This is a genomic window from Pantoea sp. Ap-870 (assembly GCF_011752515.1).
Lineage (GTDB): Bacteria > Pseudomonadota > Gammaproteobacteria > Enterobacterales > Enterobacteriaceae > Pantoea > Pantoea dispersa.
In genome coordinates this window covers 160,953-177,544 of sequence record NZ_VWXG01000001.1, presented here as the reverse complement: position 1 = coordinate 177,544, position 16,592 = coordinate 160,953, and the positions used below count along the sequence as shown (strand labels likewise).

Sequence of the window (16,592 nt, the reverse complement as noted above, 5' to 3'; positions counted from 1 at the left end):
GGCACATCAAAAATGATGTGCCCGTATGTTACATGAGAACGCCTTTTTCGTCCTCAATCCATGGAAGAAAATGCTTCGATGGACAGGTCAGCGGTCATTAATTGACGGCGTCTTTCAGTGCCTTACCTGCACGGAAGCCCGGTACTTTACCAGCCGGGATGGTGATTTCTTTACCGGTTTGTGGGTTACGGCCGGTGCGGGCAGCACGCTCGCGTACAGAGAAGGTACCGAAACCGACCAGTGCCACTTCGTCACCGCCTTTCAGCGCGTCAGAAACGGAGCCCATGAATGCATCTAACACACGTCCCGCTGCCGCTTTAGAAATGTCAGCGTCTGCAGCAATTTTGTCGATCAACTGTGACTTATTCACTCTCTTCATCCCCTCTTTTATTATTCACTCGCACCCGCGCTTCCCGCCCGGTGCGAACGCGCAGCCAGTTATATCAAGCCTGTGGAGCTGAAACAACGGTATTCATCTTAATCGTTGATACAGCAGCCCCCTAAATTAGCGGCACAAAAAAAAGCTGGCAAGCCCGATTTGGGCTGCCAGCTTCGCTTTTTAGCGCTTTTTGTCGCTAATCACTATTTTGCCGTGGCTACCTGCATCCCGTACGGGGCATTTTCAAGCGCCAGGCTCAGCACTTCTTCAATACGCTTCACCGGATGGATCGACAGATCGGCAATCACGTTCTGTGGAATCTCTTCCAGATCGCGCTTGTTTTCGTCCGGGATCAGCACGGTTTTGATGCCGCCGCGATGCGCCGCCAGCAGTTTCTCTTTCAGGCCACCAATCGGCAGTACCTGACCGCGCAGCGTGATCTCGCCGGTCATCGCCACGTCCGAACGCACCGGGTTACCGGTCAGACAGGAGACCAGCGCGGTACACATCGCGATACCGGCGCTCGGACCATCTTTCGGCGTCGCTCCTTCCGGTACGTGCACGTGGATGTCACGCTTCTCGTAGAAGTCACCGTTGATGCCGAGTTTCTCCGCACGGGCGCGGACTACGGTCAGCGCCGCCTGGATTGACTCCTGCATCACCTCACCGAGTGAACCGGTGTAGGTCAGCTTGCCTTTGCCTGGCACGCAGGCGGTTTCGATGGTGAGCAGATCGCCGCCCACTTCGGTCCACGCCAGGCCGGTGACCTGACCAACACGGTTTTCGCTGTCGGCACGGCCGTAATCAAAGCGCTGCACACCCAAGAAATCCTTGAGGTTTTCGCCGGTGATTTTGATGCTCTTTTTCGCTTTGTCCATCAGCAGCGCTTTCACCGCTTTACGGCACAGCTTGGAGAGTTCGCGCTCCAGGCTACGCACGCCCGCTTCACGGGTGTAATAGCGGATGATGCCGATAATGGCGCTGTCGTCAACGCTGATCTCTTTCTCTTTCAGCGCATTACGCTCGATCTGCTTCGGCAGCAGGTGCTGTTTAGCGATGTTGAGCTTCTCATCTTCGGTGTAGCCGGAGAGACGGATCACTTCCATACGATCCAGCAGCGGAGCCGGAATGTTCATGGAGTTAGAGGTAGCCACAAACATCACATCTGACAGATCGTAATCCACTTCCAGATAGTGATCGTTGAACGCAATGTTCTGCTCCGGATCCAGTACCTCCAGCAGCGCTGAAGCCGGATCGCCGCGCATGTCGGATGACATTTTGTCGATCTCATCCAGCAGGAACAGCGGGTTTTTCACGCCGACTTTGGCCATTTTCTGGATCAGTTTGCCCGGCATCGACCCGATATAGGTACGACGGTGGCCGCGGATTTCCGCTTCGTCACGCACGCCGCCCAGCGCCATACGTACATATTTACGGCCAGTGGCTTTGGCGATTGACTGTCCCAGCGAGGTTTTACCCACGCCCGGCGGTCCGACCAGGCACAGAATCGGCCCTTTGATTTTGCTGACGCGACTCTGCACCGCAAGATACTCAAGGATGCGGTCTTTCACGCGCTCCAGACCGTAATGGTCGGTATCCAGCGTCTCCTGCGCTTTCCGCAGGTCTTTTTTCACCTTGCTGCGCGCGTTCCACGGAACCTGCACCATCCAGTCGATGTATCCGCGCACCACGGTGGCTTCCGCTGACATCGGTGACATCATCTTCAGCTTCTGCAGTTCAGCTTCGGCCTTCTCGCGCGCCTCGGCCGGCATTTTCGCCGCGTCGATTTTGCGTTTCAGCGCTTCGTATTCATCCGGCGCATCGTCCATCTCGCCCAGCTCTTTCTGAATCGCTTTCATTTGCTCATTCAGATAGTACTCGCGCTGGCTTTTCTCCATCTGCTTTTTAACGCGGTTGCGAATACGCTTCTCAACCTGCAGCAGATCGATTTCCGATTCCATCATCGCCATGAGGTATTCCAGACGCTCATTGATGTCGGACATCTCCAGCACTGACTGTTTGTCAGCCAGCTTAAGCGGCATGTGCGCCGCCACGGTGTCGGCGAGACGCGCCGCGTCGTCGATGCTGTTGAGTGAAGTCAGCACCTCCGGCGGGATTTTTTTGTTCAGCTTGATGTAGCCTTCAAACTGATTGATGGCGGTACGCACCAGCACTTCCTGCTCGCGCTCTTCAATTTCCGGCGAGATCAGGTATTCGGCCTGGGCAACAAAGTGGTCGCCATTGTCCGCTAAAGTGGTGATGTGTGCGCGCTGAAGACCTTCCACCAGCACCTTAACGGTGCCGTCTGGCAGTTTCAGCATCTGCAGTACGGAAGCAACGGTCCCTACCGCGAAGAGATCGTTAATACCAGGTTCATCCGTTGAAGCCTCTTTCTGGGCAACCAGCATGATCTTCTTGTCATGATCCATCGCCGCTTCGAGGCAACGAATCGATTTTTCCCGACCAACAAACAACGGAATTACCATGTGCGGATAAACCACCACGTCGCGCAACGGCAACACGGGGATTTCAATGCGTTCAGAACGCTCAGGATTCATAGAGCTCTCTCTTAGTTTAATGTCCGCCAGGTGATGGGAACCGCGTGATACAGGCTGTATGCAGTTAGACCCACAGGATTATGAGTATATGGGGATGCTTGCACGACATTCAATGTCACAGAGGTGAGAAAAATAAAAGGGGAAACATTTTCCCCTTTTTTAAGATAACAACGTGGTGTGATTGATTATTTATTCGCCAGAAGCCTGGGCTTCATGCTTACCGTAAATCAGCATCGGGTCAGATTGCCCCTCGATCACTGACTCATCGATCACCACTTTCTCTACGCCTTCCATTGATGGCAGGTCGTACATGGTTTCGAGCAGCGCCGCTTCTACGATAGAACGCAGACCACGTGCCCCGGTTTTACGCGAGTTCGCTTTCTTCGCAATCGCCGTCAGCGCTTCGTCACGGAACTCCAGCTCCACGCCTTCCAGGTTAAACAGCGCCTGATACTGCTTGGTCAGCGCGTTTTTCGGTTCACGCAGGATCTGGATCAGCGCTTCTTCGCTCAGCTCGTTGAGCGTCGCCACCACTGGCAGACGACCAATGAACTCCGGAATCAGACCAAATTTGATCAGATCTTCCGGCTCAACCTGTGACAGCAACTCGCCTTCGCTGGCTTTCTGCGATTTACCTTTGACGGTCGCGCCAAAGCCAATACCGGAGCCGGTTTCAACACGCTGTGAAATCACTTTATCGAGGCCAGCAAACGCACCGCCACAGATAAACAGGATTTTCGAGGTGTCGACCTGCAGAAACTCCTGCTGCGGATGTTTACGTCCACCCTGCGGCGGCACGGCAGCCACTGTGCCTTCAATCAGTTTCAGCAGCGCCTGCTGCACGCCTTCACCTGACACATCACGGGTGATAGACGGGTTGTCTGATTTACGGGAAATCTTATCGATTTCATCGATGTACACGATGCCGCGCTGCGCTTTCTGTACGTCGTAGTCGCACTTCTGCAGCAGTTTCTGGATGATGTTTTCCACATCCTCGCCCACGTAACCGGCTTCGGTCAGCGTGGTGGCATCCGCCATGGTGAAAGGCACATCCAGCAGGCGCGCCAGCGTTTCCGCCAGCAGGGTCTTACCGCTACCGGTTGGACCGATCAGCAGAATGTTACTTTTGCCCAGTTCAATCCCGTTGCTGGTGTCGCCATTACGCAGACGTTTGTAGTGGTTGTACACCGCCACCGCCAGCACTTTTTTCGCCTTCTCCTGACCGATAACATAATCGTCAAGGTGATGGCGGATCTCATGCGGCGTCGGGAGCGCGCTGCGCTCGCGGTGCGGGGCCACTTCTTTAATCTCTTCGCGAATGATGTCGTTACACAGATCGACACACTCGTCGCAAATATACACTGACGGCCCGGCAATCAGCTTACGGACTTCATGCTGGCTTTTGCCGCAGAAAGAGCAGTACAGCAACTTACCTGAACCGTCTTTGCGCTTATCTGTCATCAGCTAACCTCTTTTCGTTCTCAGACCTAATTGGTGTACGGCAATGGCCGCACAGCAACGGCCGATATGCATGCAACTCACCTGTCTGCACCCGTTAACTATAGCGTAAGGGGCAGACAGATGTGTCTTATTGGCGATGCGTCAGGATGGAGTCGACCAGGCCATACTCTACCGCTTCGCTGGCAGAGAGGAAACGATCGCGCTCGGTGTCGCGTTCAATCTGCTCCAGCGATTTGCCGGTATGTTCCGCCATAAGCTCATTCATACGCTGCTTCACTTTCAGGATTTCACGCGCGTGGATCTCAATGTCCGTCGCCTGGCCCTGATAGCCGCCCAGCGGCTGGTGAATCATCACGCGTGAGTTTGGCAGACAGAAGCGCTTGCCTTTGGTCCCCGCCGTCAGCAGGAATGCGCCCATCGAACAGGCCTGGCCCATACAGATGGTGCTCACGTCCGGCTTGATGAACTTCATTGTGTCATAAATCGACATACCGGCGGTAATTACACCACCTGGCGAGTTAATGTAGAGGTAAATGTCTTTTTCAGGATTCTCAGCTTCCAGAAACAGCATCTGCGCCACAATCAGGTTCGCCATGTGATCCTCAACCTGACCGGTCAGGAAGATCACGCGCTCTTTAAGCAGGCGGGAGTAGATGTCGTAAGAACGCTCGCCGCGCGAGGTTTGTTCGACCACCATTGGCACCAGCGCATTGGTTGGTGCAGTAAATTCACGATCGCCACTGTATGACATTACCGTCTCCTGATAAATTTCATTGGCAACATTCTGTACCGATTTTACGCGAGGCGCGCGGCGAAAACTATGCGCAGCGGTCTCGTTCCGACATAACAGGACGGTTAATCAGCCAGTCTTACTGTTTTCACGCATTCTCCCTGTATCTGGGGATGCAGCCCAGTTGTTTCAAGCATAACAACCTTTTCCCCATTCGCTAACACGGAAAAACAGCTTAGCGAAGAATTTGCCGATTAATTAGTCAAATAGCGCACAAATGTGGTTGGTTTCCGCCAGAAACGAAAAAGCCCGCGACATAGCGGTCGCGGGCTTTAGCACTCAGGGTTAACTCACGAATCAGGCCGCAGAGGTCTGGTTCATCAGCTCCTGGAAGTTAGTGGCTTTGTCAGTCACTTTGGCTTTCGCCAGTACCGCTTCAACCGCCTGCTCTTCCAGCGCAACGTTGCGCATGTTGTTCATCAGCTCGCTGTTTTTGCTGTAGAACTCGATCACTTCCTGCGGATCTTCGTACGCAGAAGCCATCTCTTCAATCAGCGCTTTAACGCGATCTTCATCGGCTTTCAGCTCGTTGATGCGAATCACTTCGCCCAGCAGCAGACCGACCACAACGCGACGTTTTGCCTGCTCTTCGAACAGTTCACGTGGCAGTTCCAGCGCCTGCTTCTCGTTGCCGCCGAAACGCTGTGCAGCCTGACGACGCAGAACGTCGATTTCGCTGTCGATCAGTGCCACTGGCACGTCGATTTCGTTCGCGTTAACCAGACCGTCAATCGCCTGCGTCTTCACGCGGTTACGGATAGCGCCTTTCAGTTCGCGCTCCATGTTCTTACGCACTTCAGCGCGCAGACCTTCGATGGAGCCATCTTCCACGCCGAAACGCTTGATGAATTCAGCGGTCAGCTCCGGCAGTTCGCGGGTTTCCACTTTCTTCAGCACGATGTCGAACTTCGCGTCTTTGCCTTTCAGGTTTTCCGCGTGGTAGTCATCCGGGAATTTCACGTCGATGGTGAAGGTGTCGCCGGCTTTCTTGCCAGTGATGCCTTCTTCGAAGCCTGGGATCATACGACCCTGCCCCATTGCCAGCACGAAGTCAGACGCTTTGCCGCCTTCGAACTCTTCGCCGTCTACAGAGCCGGTGAAATCGATGGTCGCGCGATCTTCTGCTGATGCCGCTGCATCGGTCTCTTTCCAGGTCGCCTGCTGCTTCTGCAGGGTTTCCAGCATGGTGTCGACGTCAGCGTCGGTCACTTCAACCACCGGTTTTTCGACTTCGATTGCATCCAGGCCTTTCAGCTCAACTTCCGGATACACTTCGAATTCAACCGCGTAAGTGAAATCTTCACCTTCTTTATACTCACCCGGCACGTAGTTCGGTGCGCCAGCTGGGTTGATCTTCTCTTTGATGATGGCGTCAACGAAGTTACGCGTCATCAGCTCGCTCAGGACGTCCTGACGAACAGAGGCACCGTAGCGCTGATTAATGATGGTAGCCGGCACTTTGCCTTTACGGAAACCGTCGATACGGACTTTCTTAGCCACTTCCACCAGTTCTTTCTTCACTGCGCTTTCGATGCTGTCCTTAGGAACAGTAATCGAAATGCGACGGCCCAGACCCTGAGTGGTTTCTACTGAAACTGTCATCTTGTTACCTCAAAAAATCACGTGCTCGGTCAACTTCAGACACCACACAATTAATGCGCCGTATCCAACAACCGGGACGGCCTCTGCAGGCAGAACCTAATCCCTGTCACCAGAAGCGTCCCGAAGACATTCCGGAAAAATAGACGCCGCATTATAGCGGCATCCCCGGAATGAGTCGAGGCTGCAAACTCACCACTTTTTAACGGTTTTGCTGCTTTTTTGCGCCGCAGATCGCGTTTGTGCATCATTGAGGTAAGAAAAAACGGCCCGCAGGCCGTTTTGGAGGAAGCTGAAGAGAAAAACTCAGGCCAGCGTACCGGCACCGCGACAGTTCGGTGAGGCGAGTACGGTATCCTGCAGTCCATCCCACTCTTTGCGCGTGTAGGTATGCAGCGCCAGCGCATGAACGCTGCCTGCCAGCTCGGTCGCCAGCTCGCCATAAATGGCGCGGTGACGCTGCAGGAAGCGCTGTCCGGTGAAAAGGTCGCTGACGATCACCACTTTGAAGTGACTTTCAGACCCGGCAGGCACGTTATGACGATAGCTTTCGTCATGCACTTCGAGATGTGCAGGCTCAAAAGCGTTACGCAGCTTTTCTTCTATTTGTTCGCGAATCATTGTTAACACTCCTCTACGGCGAGCGCTGTGCCCCATCTGTTTAAATATTAGTAGGTTTTTTACCTTTCCCGCAGCCGGGCAGGAAAAAAATCCTGCTGCGCTGCGCATCTTAGCCTGCTCAGGCTGGCGGTCAATCGGTTAGCGCGTCCGGCGGTCCGAAAAAATCCTTTACAATCAATTTCCCCTGGTGCGGGGCTTTTTTCGCCGTGCCGCAATGCTATGATGGCCGCAGTTTTGCAAACCAACCCATATGCTAACGAGAATGAGTATGTTGAAAAAACTGTTATTCCCTCTGCTGGCTGCCTTTATTTTGGCCGGCTGCGCCAGCAATAACACCACGCTGAACATCCAGCCAAAAATCCAGCTGCCACAGCAGGATCCGAGCCTGATGGGCGTTACCGTCAGCGTTAACGGTGCCGATCAGCGCAGCGATCAGGCGCTGGCCAAAGTGAACCGCGACGGTCAGCTGATCACCCTGACCCCGTCACGCGATCTGCGTTTCCTGCTGCAGGAAGTGCTGGAGAAGCAGATGACCTCGCGCGGCTACATGATTGGCCCGAACGGCGCGGTGGATCTGCAGATCGTGGTTAATGGCCTGTACGCCGATGTTACGCAGGGCAACGTGCGTTACAGCATCACCACCAAAGCGGATATCTCTATTATCGCTACCGCGAAAAACGGCAACAAGCAGGTGAAAAACTACCGTCAGACTTACAGCGTAGAGGGTGCCTTCAGCGCCACTAACGATAAGATCACCAACGCGGTTAACTCGACCCTGAGCGACGTGATTGCCGATATGGCGCAGGACACCAGCGTCAATAACTTCATCAAGCAAAACGCGCGTTAATTTTCCGCAGTAACCTGCCCGGTCCCCGCTGACCGGGCTTCATTTCAGGCTGGCTATGACATCTCACTATCTGCGTATTTTTACCCAACGTAACGCTGCGGTCCTGCTGCTGCTCGGTTTCGCTTCCGGTCTGCCGCTGGCGCTGACCGCCGGTACGCTCCAGGCGTGGATGACGGTAGAGAATGTCGACCTGAAAACCATTGGTTTCTTCTCCCTCGTTGGTCAGGCTTACGTGTTTAAGTTCCTGTGGTCGCCGATGATGGATCGCTATACTCCGCCCTTTCTTGGCCGGCGGCGCGGCTGGCTGCTGGTCACGCAGTTAGCGCTGATTGCCGGCATTGTGGCGATGGGCTTTATGCAGCCCTCACGCGACCTTACCCTGCTGGCGGCGCTGGCGGTGCTGGTGGCGTTCTGCTCAGCCTCACAAGATATTGTGTTTGATGCGTGGAAAACCGATGTGCTGCCGCCGGAAGAGCGCGGCAGCGGCGCGGCGATTACCGTGCTCGGTTACCGGCTGGCGATGCTGATTTCCGGCGGCCTGGCGCTGTGGCTGGCGGATCGCTATCTCGGCTGGCAGGCCACCTACTGGCTGATGGCGCTGCTGATGGTGCCCGGACTGATCGCCACGCTGCTGGCGCGTGAACCTGAGGCACCGGTGCGCGAGCCGCACTCGCTGCGTCAGGCCGTCGCGTTTCCGCTGAAGGATTTCTTTCAGCGCAACAACGCCTGGCTGCTGATCACCTTAATCATTCTCTACAAGCTGGGCGATGCGTTCGCCGCTTCGCTCACCACCACCTTCCTGATTCGCGGCGTGGGCTTCAGCGCCGGTGATGTCGGTCTGGTGAACAAAACGCTCGGCCTGCTGGCGACCATTATCGGTGCGCTGTACGGTGGCGTGCTGATGCAGCGCCTGAGCCTGTTCCGCGCGCTGATGATCTTCGGCGTGCTGCAGGCAGTATCTAATTTCGCTTACTGGCTGCTGGCGGTAACGCCACCGCATCTGTGGAGCATGGCCAGCGCGGTCTTTATCGAAAACCTGTGCGGCGGTATGGGCACCGCCGCCTTTGTGGCGTTGCTGATGACGCTGTGCAACAAATCGTTCTCGGCCACGCAGTTCGCGCTGCTGTCAGCGCTGTCAGCGGTTGGACGCGTGTATGTCGGTCCGGCGGCTGGCTGGCTGGTCGAACTATGGGGCTGGCCGGTATTTTATGCCTTTACCGTGGTGGCCGCCGTACCAGGCCTGCTGCTGCTGTGGGCGTGTCGCGGCACGCTACAGGCAATGCAGCACAGCGGTGAATTCATGAAGCGCAGCCTGTGGCCACAGGGTTATCGCTGGACGGTACGCCTGTTCGCGACGGGCTGTACGCTGCTGGCGCTCTGGCTGCTGACGCTGGCACTGCGTGCGGCGGATATCTGGCACAGCGCGACGCTGCCAACCCATCTGTTTGAGGCAGGGATGGCGCTGGCGCTGCTGGCGGTGCTGCTCGGTGTGATGCTGGACTGGCTGGCATTAAGAAAAACAGCGTCAAATCGTGCACATTAACGCTGCGCTATTTGCCAGACGGGGATAAATCGCTTAAAAATAGCCCCCGGCGAATTTTAAGCGATAGCATTTTTTTTAACGCGAAATAGAAACATTAAATTAACAATCCTGCGTAATATTTAAATCCGGTGAGCAATTAATTTGTAGAAATTTCATCGCCAAAATGATGCAGAATTGTTAAATAAATGAGTATTAAAACTCCGGTTTATGCTTTCCCTGTTTTCTCTGCGGTTAATGTCATTGGTTTTTGTTATATTGCCGCCAACTGCTTGTCGCAGTTAATAATTTGTCACCCTGCGCAACATCTGTGACACCCTTAGCAAAAGGTGTCAACAGCCTTCTGACACATCCTTAAGCTGGTTTACACTGCATAAACCTTCCCGTAAAATGCGCGCACACTTAAACGACAATAGAGCCCTTTGTCATTGAGGTCGTTAAATGAGACTCAGGAAATACAATAAAAGTTTGGGGATTTTGTCATTAATTGCAGGCGCTGTATTACTCAGCGGCTGCGATAGTGCGTTGTTAAATCCCAAGGGACAGATTGCACTGGAGCAACGTTCACTGATTCTGACAGCTTTCGGCTTGATGATGATCGTCGTTATTCCGGCAGTCTTAATGGCTGTTGTGTTCGCCTGGAAATATCGGGCAACCAATACCAACGCGAAGTATAGCCCTAACTGGTCACACTCTAACAAAGTGGAAGCCGTGGTCTGGACCATTCCGATCCTGATCATTCTCTTCCTCGGCGTGCTGACCTGGAAATCAACCCACGCGCTGGAGCCGAGCAAACCGCTGGCCTCTGACGTGAAACCGGTTGAGATCGACGTAGTGGCACTGGACTGGAAATGGCTGTTCATCTACCCGGAACAGGGTATTGCAACCGTCAACCAGATTGCCTTCCCGGCAAATACTCCGGTGAACTTCAAGATCACCTCGAACTCCGTCATGAACTCCTTCTTTATTCCTACGCTCGGCAGCCAGATTTACGCCATGGCGGGTATGCAGACCAAACTGCACCTGATCGCCAACGAGCCAGGTACGTTCGACGGTATCTCTGCTAACTTCAGCGGTCGCGGTTTCTCTGGCATGAAGTTCAAAGCCATTGCCACCAAAGACGATGCGGAATTCCAGCAGTGGGTTGCCAAAGTTAAAGCGGCACCTAACACGCTGACCACCATGGATGATTTCGAAAAACTGGCTGCGCCAAGCGAAAATCACCCGGTGGAATATTTCTCAACTGCGAATCCGGAACTGTTCAAGCAGGTTATTGATAAGTTCATGATGAGCCACGGGAAAATGGACATGTCGCACGAAGGCATGGACATGAATCACGCCGCAGCTGCGGGAGCCGAGGAATAATACGATGTTCGGAAAATTAACACTGGATGCAGTGCCCTACCATGAACCCATTATCATGGTTACGGTCGCCGGTATCATCATTGGTGGTCTGGCGCTGATCGCTGCTATTACCTATTTCGGTAAATGGCAGTATCTGTGGTCTGAATGGTTAACCTCCATCGACCACAAAAAACTGGGTATCATGTACATCATCATGGCCTTTGTCATGCTGCTGCGCGGCTTTGCCGATGCGGTAATGATGCGTACCCAACAGGTTATGGCTTCCGCCGGGGAAGCAGGCATACTGCCACCGCACCACTACGACCAGATCTTCACCGCTCACGGCGTGATCATGATCTTCTTCGTGGCGATGCCTTTCGTGGTGGGTCTGATGAACATCGCGGTTCCGCTGCAAATCGGTGCCCGTGACGTTGCCTTCCCGTTCCTGAACAACCTGAGCTTCTGGTTCACCGCTATCGGTGTGATCCTGGTTAACCTGTCACTGGGTGTGGGCGAATTCGCACAGACCGGCTGGCTGGCTTATCCACCGCTCTCGGGGGCAGAATACAGTCCTGGCGTCGGGGTCGATTACTGGATCTGGAGTCTCCAGCTCTCCGGTATTGGTACCACGCTGACCGGTATCAACTTCTTCGTGACCATTCTGAAGATGCGTGCTCCGGGCATGGACCTGTTCAAGATGCCGGTGTTCACCTGGGCAGCACTGTGTACTAACGTCCTGATTATCGCTGCGTTCCCGGTTCTGACCGTGACGCTGGCACTGTTGACGCTTGATCGTTACCTCGACTTCCATTTCTTTACCAATGATATGGGCGGTAACATGATGATGTACGTCAACCTGATCTGGGTCTGGGGTCACCCGGAGGTGTACATCCTCGTTCTGCCGGTGTTTGGTGTCTTCTCTGAAGTCACGGCCACCTTCTCGAAAAAGCGTCTGTTTGGTTACACCTCGCTGGTGTGGGCAACCATCGCCATTACCGTTCTGTCGTTCATCGTTTGGCTGCACCACTTCTTCACCATGGGTGCCGGTGCGAACGTTAACGCCTTCTTCGGTATCATGACGATGATCATCGCGATTCCGACCGGGGTGAAAATCTTTAACTGGCTGTTCACCATGTATCAGGGTCGTATCGAGTTCAACTCGGCGATGCTGTGGACCATCGGCTTCCTGGTCACCTTCTCCGTTGGTGGGATGACCGGCGTACTGCTGGCGGTACCAGGCGCAGACTTCGTGCTGCACAACAGCCTGTTCCTGATTGCACACTTCCACAACGTTATCATCGGTGGTGTGGTGTTCGGTTGTATGGCTGGCGTGACCTACTGGTTCCCGAAAGCCTTCGGCTTCACCCTGAACGAAACCTGGGGCAAACGTGCTTTCTGGTTCTGGATCATCGGCTTCTTCGTTGCCTTTATGCCGCTGTACGCGCTGGGCTTCATGGGGATGACCCGTCGTCTGAGCCAGGACATCGATCCGCAGTTCCACTCTCTGCTGGTAGTTGCAGCAGGCGGTGCAGCGCTGATCGCCTGCGGTATCCTGTGCCAGCTTATCCAGTTCTGGGTATCGGTACGTGACCGTGAGCAGAACCGCGATCTGACCGGTGACCCGTGGGGCGGCCGTACGCTGGAGTGGGCAACCTCTTCACCTCCGCCGTTCTACAACTTTGCTGTGATCCCACATATCCACGAGCGTGATGCGTTCTGGGAAATGAAAGAGAAAGGCGAAGCGTACAAGCAGCCAGAAAAATATGAAGAAATTCATATGCCGAAAAACAGCGGCGCGGCCATTGTTATCGCTGCCTTCATGACAGTCTTCGGTTTTGCCCTGATCTGGCACATCTGGTGGCTGGCAGGTCTTACTTTCCTTGGCACCATCGTGACCTGGATTGTGAAGAGCTTCGATGAAGACGTGGATTACTACGTACCGGTTGCTGAAATCGAGCAGATCGAGAAGAAGCACTTTGATGACATCAGCAAAGCAGGTCTGAAATAATGTCAACTGAAACCGTTAAACACCACCACGACGCCCATGCGGAGCATGGGCATCACGATGCGGGAGCCAATAAAGTCTTTGGCTTCTGGATCTACCTGATGAGTGACTGCATTATCTTCGCAACCCTGTTTGCGACCTATGCGGTCATGGTTAACAACACTGCCGGTGGCCCGGCAGGTAAAGATATCTTCGAACTGCCGTTTGTGCTGGTTGAAACCGCGCTGCTGCTGCTGAGCTCCATCACGTATGGTATGGCAGTGATTGCGATGAACAACCAGAACAAAGGTTCGGTCATCAGCTGGCTGGCGTTGACCTTCCTGTTCGGTGCCGGATTTATCGGGATGGAAATCTATGAATTCCATCACCTGATCAAGGAAGGTTTCGGTCCTGACCGCAGCGGCTTCCTGTCTGGCTTCTTTACTCTGGTCGGTACGCACGGTCTGCACGTGACCTCTGGTCTGATCTGGATGGCCGTGCTGATGTTCCAGATCGCTAAACGCGGTCTGAGCGCCACCAACCGCACCCGTATCATGTGTCTGAGCCTGTTCTGGCACTTCCTGGATGTGGTGTGGATCTGCGTATTCACCGTTGTCTATCTGATGGGGGCCATGTAATGAGTCATTCTGTAAACGAACATGGTGCATCTCACGGTAGCGTGAAGTCTTACATGATCGGCTTCATCCTCTCGATCATCCTGACGGCGATTCCGTTCTGGATGGTGATGGATGGCAGTGCTTCTCACGGCACCATTCTGGGTGTGGTTCTGGTGTGTGCAGTGGTTCAGGTGCTGGTGCACCTGGTCTACTTCCTGCATCTGGACAGCAAATCCGAGGGTGGCTGGAACATGGTGGCCATTGTCTTCTCCGCAGTCATTATCCTGATTGTGGTGATTGGCTCACTGTGGATTATGTGGAACCTCAACTACAACATGATGGCCCACTAAAGAGTCACGCGTAATGATTAAGCAATACCTGCAAGTAACAAAACCAGGAATTATTTTCGGCAATTTAATTTCTGTGATCGGTGGATTCCTGCTGGCTTCAAAAGGCAGCATTGATTACCCCCTGTTTCTCGTCGCTTTGGTGGGCGTTTCGCTGGTGGTCGCATCCGGTTGTGTATTCAACAATGTGATTGACCGCGACATCGACATCAAAATGGAGAGAACGCGGAACCGTGTTCTGGTCAAAGGCCTGATCTCGGCGAAAGTAAGCCTGGTTTATGCAACCGCATTGGGTATTGCTGGCTTTGCGTTGCTGTATTTTGGCGCTAACCCGCTGGCCATGTGGCTGGCGGTGATGGGCTTCGTCGTCTATGTCGGCATTTACAGCCTCTACATGAAGCGTCATTCGGTCTATGGCACGCTGATTGGCAGCCTCTCTGGCGCTGCGCCGCCAGTGATTGGCTACTGCGCGGTGACCAACCAGTTTGATGCCGGCGCGTTAATCTTACTGGCTATCTTTAGCCTGTGGCAGATGCCGCACTCCTACGCGATTGCCATCTTCCGCTTCAAAGATTATCAGGCCGCCAATATTCCGGTTCTGCCGGTGGTGAAAGGCATCTCCGTGGCAAAAAATCATATTACGCTGTACATCCTGGCGTTCATGATTGCCACGCTGATGCTGTCGCTGGGCGGTTATGCTGGCTACAAATATCTGGTGGTGGCTGCCGCCGTCAGCGTGTGGTGGCTGGGTATGGCACTGTCAGGTTACAAAACCTCAAACGACAAAGTTTGGGCGCGTAAACTGTTCGTGTTCTCCATTGTCGCCATCACTGCGCTGAGCGTGATGATGTCGGTGGACTTTATGGCCCCGGCCTCTAAGGACCTGCTGACTTACGTCTGGTAAGTCAGACCGTTACTCCGGACAAGGGCGCGAATTTCGCGCCCTTTCTTTTTGTTACCACTGCTTAAAAACAATTGTTTTACCCGCCCTGCCCTGCTTCCTAAAATAAGCGCTGCATGTCCCGGTGAGCCGGGTCGCAGATAAGGGCGCGCAACCTGTGCCGCTGCAACCTGAAGTCCCAGGGGCATAAACTTACAGAGGTTGGAATGAACGATAATAGAATGACACCAGTTGAGCTTCGGGCAACATGGGGTTTAGGCACAGTTTTTTCCCTGCGCATGCTGGGAATGTTTATGGTCCTGCCGGTACTGACCACTTACGGTATGGCTTTACAGGGCGCCAGCGAAACGTTGATCGGTCTGGCAATTGGTATTTATGGTCTGGCGCAGGCCGTGTTTCAGATCCCCTTTGGTCTGCTGTCCGACCGTATTGGCCGCAAGCCGCTGATTGTCGGTGGCCTGCTGCTGTTTGTGCTTGGTAGCCTTATTGCCGCCACCAGCACCTCCATCTGGGGCATTATCCTTGGTCGCGCGCTGCAGGGCTCCGGTGCCATTGCCGCGGCGGTGATGGCACTGCTGTCAGACCTGACCCGTGAACAGAACCGCACCAAAGCGATGGCGTTTATCGGCATCAGCTTCGGCGTTACCTTTGCGATTGCCATGGTGGTCGGCCCGATTGTCACGCATGCGCTGGGTCTGCACGCGCTGTTCTGGATGATTGCCCTGCTCGCCAGCCTGGGTATCGTGATCACCCTGCTGGTAGTGCCCAATGCGCCGGGCCACGTGCTGAACCGCGAATCCGGCATGGTCAAAGGCAGCATTCGCGCAGTGCTGGCTAATCCCAAATTGCTGAAGCTGAATATCGGCATTCTCTGTCTGCACATTTTGCTGATGTCGAGCTTCGTCGCGCTGCCGGGCCAGTTTGAACAGGCAGGCTTCCCGGCGGCTGAACACTGGAAAGTGTATCTGGTGACCATGCTGGTGGCGTTTGTCGCCGTGGTGCCGTTTATTATCTATGCCGAGGTAAAGCGCCGCATGAAGCGGGTGTTTGTCGGCTGCGTGGCGCTGATCATCATCGCGGAAATTGTGCTGTGGGGCGCCGCAGGCCACTTCTGGACGCTGGTGATTGGCGTGCAGCTGTTTTTCCTCGCCTTTAACCTGATGGAAGCGATTCTGCCGTCGCTGATCAGCAAAGAGTCGCCGGCGGGCTACAAAGGCACGGCCATGGGGATTTATTCCACCAGCCAGTTTATTGGCGTCGCGATTGGCGGCAGCCTGGGCGGCTGGATTTTCGGCCACTTCGATGCGCAAACGGTGTTTCTGGTCGGCGCGATAGTGGCTGCGGCGTGGCTGTTTGTCGCCATGTCGATGCAGGAGCCGCCGTACGTCAGCAGCCTGCGCCTGGTGCTGAGTGATGCGGTGCTGGCAGTACCGAATCTGGAGAAGCGGCTGCGCGCGCAGCCCGGCGTGGCGTCAGTGTTTATCGTGCCGGAAGAGAAAAGTGCCTACATTAAAATTGACAGCAAAGTGACGAGCCGCGTGGAGCTGGAGGCGCTGCTCGCCAGCAGTTAATGACTTAGCCACAGCGGACCGCGATGCTCTGGC

14 protein-coding genes are annotated in these 16,592 nt (G+C 54.5%); 8 read left to right on the top strand and 6 right to left on the bottom strand.

The features are described 5' to 3' along the window. Nucleotides 1-97: 97 nt before the first annotated feature. The 6 genes from hupB to bolA all read right to left on the bottom strand — a co-directional run bounded on the left by hupB (nucleotide 98) and on the right by bolA (nucleotide 7,408). On the bottom strand, nucleotides 98-370 hold the full coding sequence (gene hupB, locus F3J41_RS00835) for a nucleoid-associated protein HU-beta (protein WP_014606441.1): 273 nt from the start codon (nucleotides 368-370) through the stop codon (nucleotides 98-100). A 212-nt stretch (nucleotides 371-582) separates the two neighbouring features. Beyond that, nucleotides 583-2,937: an endopeptidase La gene (gene lon, locus F3J41_RS00830; protein ID WP_059010556.1), complete on the bottom strand. Its 2,355-nt coding sequence runs from the start codon at nucleotides 2,935-2,937 to the stop codon at nucleotides 583-585. A gap of 189 nt (nucleotides 2,938-3,126) precedes the next feature. Then, nucleotides 3,127-4,398, bottom strand: a complete 1,272-nt coding sequence (gene clpX, locus F3J41_RS00825; protein ID WP_021507186.1) for an ATP-dependent protease ATP-binding subunit ClpX — start codon at nucleotides 4,396-4,398, stop codon at nucleotides 3,127-3,129. A gap of 127 nt (nucleotides 4,399-4,525) precedes the next feature. After that, nucleotides 4,526-5,149: an ATP-dependent Clp endopeptidase proteolytic subunit ClpP gene (clpP, locus tag F3J41_RS00820; RefSeq protein WP_010616837.1), complete on the bottom strand. Its 624-nt coding sequence runs from the start codon at nucleotides 5,147-5,149 to the stop codon at nucleotides 4,526-4,528. A 336-nt stretch (nucleotides 5,150-5,485) separates the two neighbouring features. Beyond that, nucleotides 5,486-6,790 (bottom strand): trigger factor, encoded by a 1,305-nt coding sequence (tig, locus tag F3J41_RS00815; protein WP_021507185.1) that lies wholly within the window; start codon nucleotides 6,788-6,790, stop codon nucleotides 5,486-5,488. Between the two features lie 303 nt (nucleotides 6,791-7,093). Next, nucleotides 7,094-7,408 carry a transcriptional regulator BolA gene (gene bolA, locus F3J41_RS00810; protein WP_058757958.1) on the bottom strand — a complete coding sequence of 105 codons (315 nt, stop codon included), beginning with the start codon at nucleotides 7,406-7,408 and terminating at the stop codon, nucleotides 7,094-7,096. A 268-nt stretch (nucleotides 7,409-7,676) separates the two neighbouring features. On the opposite strand from bolA, the gene F3J41_RS00805 reads away from it, so the two are divergent. The 8 genes from F3J41_RS00805 to F3J41_RS00770 all read left to right on the top strand — a co-directional run bounded on the left by F3J41_RS00805 (nucleotide 7,677) and on the right by F3J41_RS00770 (nucleotide 16,559). After that, the gene (locus F3J41_RS00805; RefSeq protein WP_021507183.1) at nucleotides 7,677-8,255 is read left to right on the top strand and encodes a lipoprotein; all 579 of its coding nucleotides are present in this window, start codon (nucleotides 7,677-7,679) and stop codon (nucleotides 8,253-8,255) included. A gap of 55 nt (nucleotides 8,256-8,310) precedes the next feature. After that, on the top strand, nucleotides 8,311-9,798 hold the full coding sequence (ampG, locus tag F3J41_RS00800) for a muropeptide MFS transporter AmpG (protein WP_059010558.1): 1,488 nt from the start codon (nucleotides 8,311-8,313) through the stop codon (nucleotides 9,796-9,798). Between the two features lie 438 nt (nucleotides 9,799-10,236). After that, the gene (cyoA, locus tag F3J41_RS00795) at nucleotides 10,237-11,160 is read left to right on the top strand and encodes a cytochrome o ubiquinol oxidase subunit II (protein WP_031279652.1); all 924 of its coding nucleotides are present in this window, start codon (nucleotides 10,237-10,239) and stop codon (nucleotides 11,158-11,160) included. Nucleotides 11,161-11,164: 4 nt separating this feature from the next. Further along, nucleotides 11,165-13,147 carry a cytochrome o ubiquinol oxidase subunit I gene (gene cyoB, locus F3J41_RS00790; protein ID WP_021507180.1) on the top strand — a complete coding sequence of 661 codons (1,983 nt, stop codon included), beginning with the start codon at nucleotides 11,165-11,167 and terminating at the stop codon, nucleotides 13,145-13,147. Continuing rightward, entirely contained in the window at nucleotides 13,147-13,761 is a 615-nt protein-coding gene (locus tag F3J41_RS00785; RefSeq protein WP_021507179.1) for a cytochrome o ubiquinol oxidase subunit III, read from the top strand. The genes cyoB and F3J41_RS00785 overlap by 1 nt, the downstream gene beginning before the upstream one ends. Further along, nucleotides 13,761-14,090, top strand: a complete 330-nt coding sequence (locus tag F3J41_RS00780) for a cytochrome o ubiquinol oxidase subunit IV (RefSeq protein WP_022549333.1) — start codon at nucleotides 13,761-13,763, stop codon at nucleotides 14,088-14,090. The genes F3J41_RS00785 and F3J41_RS00780 overlap by 1 nt, the downstream gene beginning before the upstream one ends. Nucleotides 14,091-14,103: 13 nt before the next feature. After that, nucleotides 14,104-14,991, top strand: coding sequence for a heme o synthase (gene cyoE / locus F3J41_RS00775; RefSeq protein WP_021507178.1), 888 nt, complete (start codon nucleotides 14,104-14,106; stop codon nucleotides 14,989-14,991). A gap of 203 nt (nucleotides 14,992-15,194) precedes the next feature. Then, nucleotides 15,195-16,559 (top strand): MFS transporter, encoded by a 1,365-nt coding sequence (locus F3J41_RS00770; RefSeq protein ID WP_031279651.1) that lies wholly within the window; start codon nucleotides 15,195-15,197, stop codon nucleotides 16,557-16,559. The last annotated feature ends 33 nt before the right edge of the window (nucleotides 16,560-16,592 follow it).